Annotated in this window: 1 protein-coding gene; it reads right to left on the bottom strand. The window is 62.8% G+C overall.

Annotated elements, in window-relative coordinates:
- Positions 1 to 1047 (bottom strand): phage portal protein (locus tag JHC57_RS22370; protein ID WP_294032757.1); only part of this gene is annotated, 1047 nt, incomplete at its 3' end.
- Positions 1048 to 1050 lie beyond the last annotated feature (3 nt).

Raw genomic sequence — 1050 nt, 5'->3', positions numbered from 1 at the left:
CCAATCCACATCCAAGGGCTCGAAAATCTCAGGCCCGAACGCCAGCTCGCCGGTGAACGGCTTGATCGCGTCGAGGTCCAATCCCTCGGGCGCCGAATAGGTGATCGTGACGTGCGGCAGATATTCGTCGAAGTCGTGCGACGCCCCGGCGCGAACCATGTCATCATGGCGAGACACCAAAGACCACGACGCGAATTGCAGAACCACGGCACCCTCGCCGAACCGTTCGAGCGCGCGCGGGCCACCAGCCTTGACGATGAGCCCACCGTCCGCTTCCGAACCCCACGTCTCACCCATCTTCATGGGATCGACGGGCTGCTTCGAATAGAGAACGGTGACATGCATGTCCGACTGTTCGAGCGTCGAGGTGAAGCCGTTGGACTTGGCCCAAGCGATCAGCGCCTTCGCCGATGCCGGTTTCAGATCACGGCGCACATAGAGCGGGCGTGGGGTGGCGTCGGTGAACAGCGATCGATAGCTGTCATTCGCAGCACGGGCAGCGGGACGACGAGCCCCGCCCCCGGCAGATGCTGGATCACCTCCCTCCGTGTTGACGATGGCGCTGGGATCGGTTTCGTCCGCCTCATCGGGGTCGGCAGCACCGCCATACCGCTGAGCCTCGGGGATCTTGTCGAGTGCCGCGTCGATGCCCGGAGTCCAGCCGTTTTCGCGCAGGCCGTTCTGATAGGTCTCGTTATAGGCGACCTCAGGAATGGCGCCGGACATGGCAACCTTGTCCATCGCCTCGGTCCACGTCTTGAACCGGGTTGCTTCTTCGTTTTCTGTCGGGATCGAGAGCGCGCCGAACTTCCACCAGATTTCGGGCGGGCGCGATCCGAGCGCCGAAGGGATCAGCGCAACGTCGATCTGGTCGAGGCATGGGCGGGTTTCGAGATTCTGCCCCGTCTCTACCATCTTGTTCCAGTCGCGCTCATCACCCTCGCCGGTGGCGTTCAATCCCTTCGCGGACGTGCCCCAAAAGCGAGTGAACGGGATATCGGCCGCCGCACAGAAGGCTTCGGCATAGACGCGGATCGTAGAATCGATGCC

Source organism: Sphingopyxis sp. (assembly GCF_016463645.1).
In the GTDB taxonomy this organism is placed as follows: Bacteria; Pseudomonadota; Alphaproteobacteria; order Sphingomonadales; family Sphingomonadaceae; genus Sphingopyxis.
The sequence above is the reverse complement of the archived record's forward strand: the minus strand, read 5'-3'. Positions and strand labels throughout refer to the sequence as shown.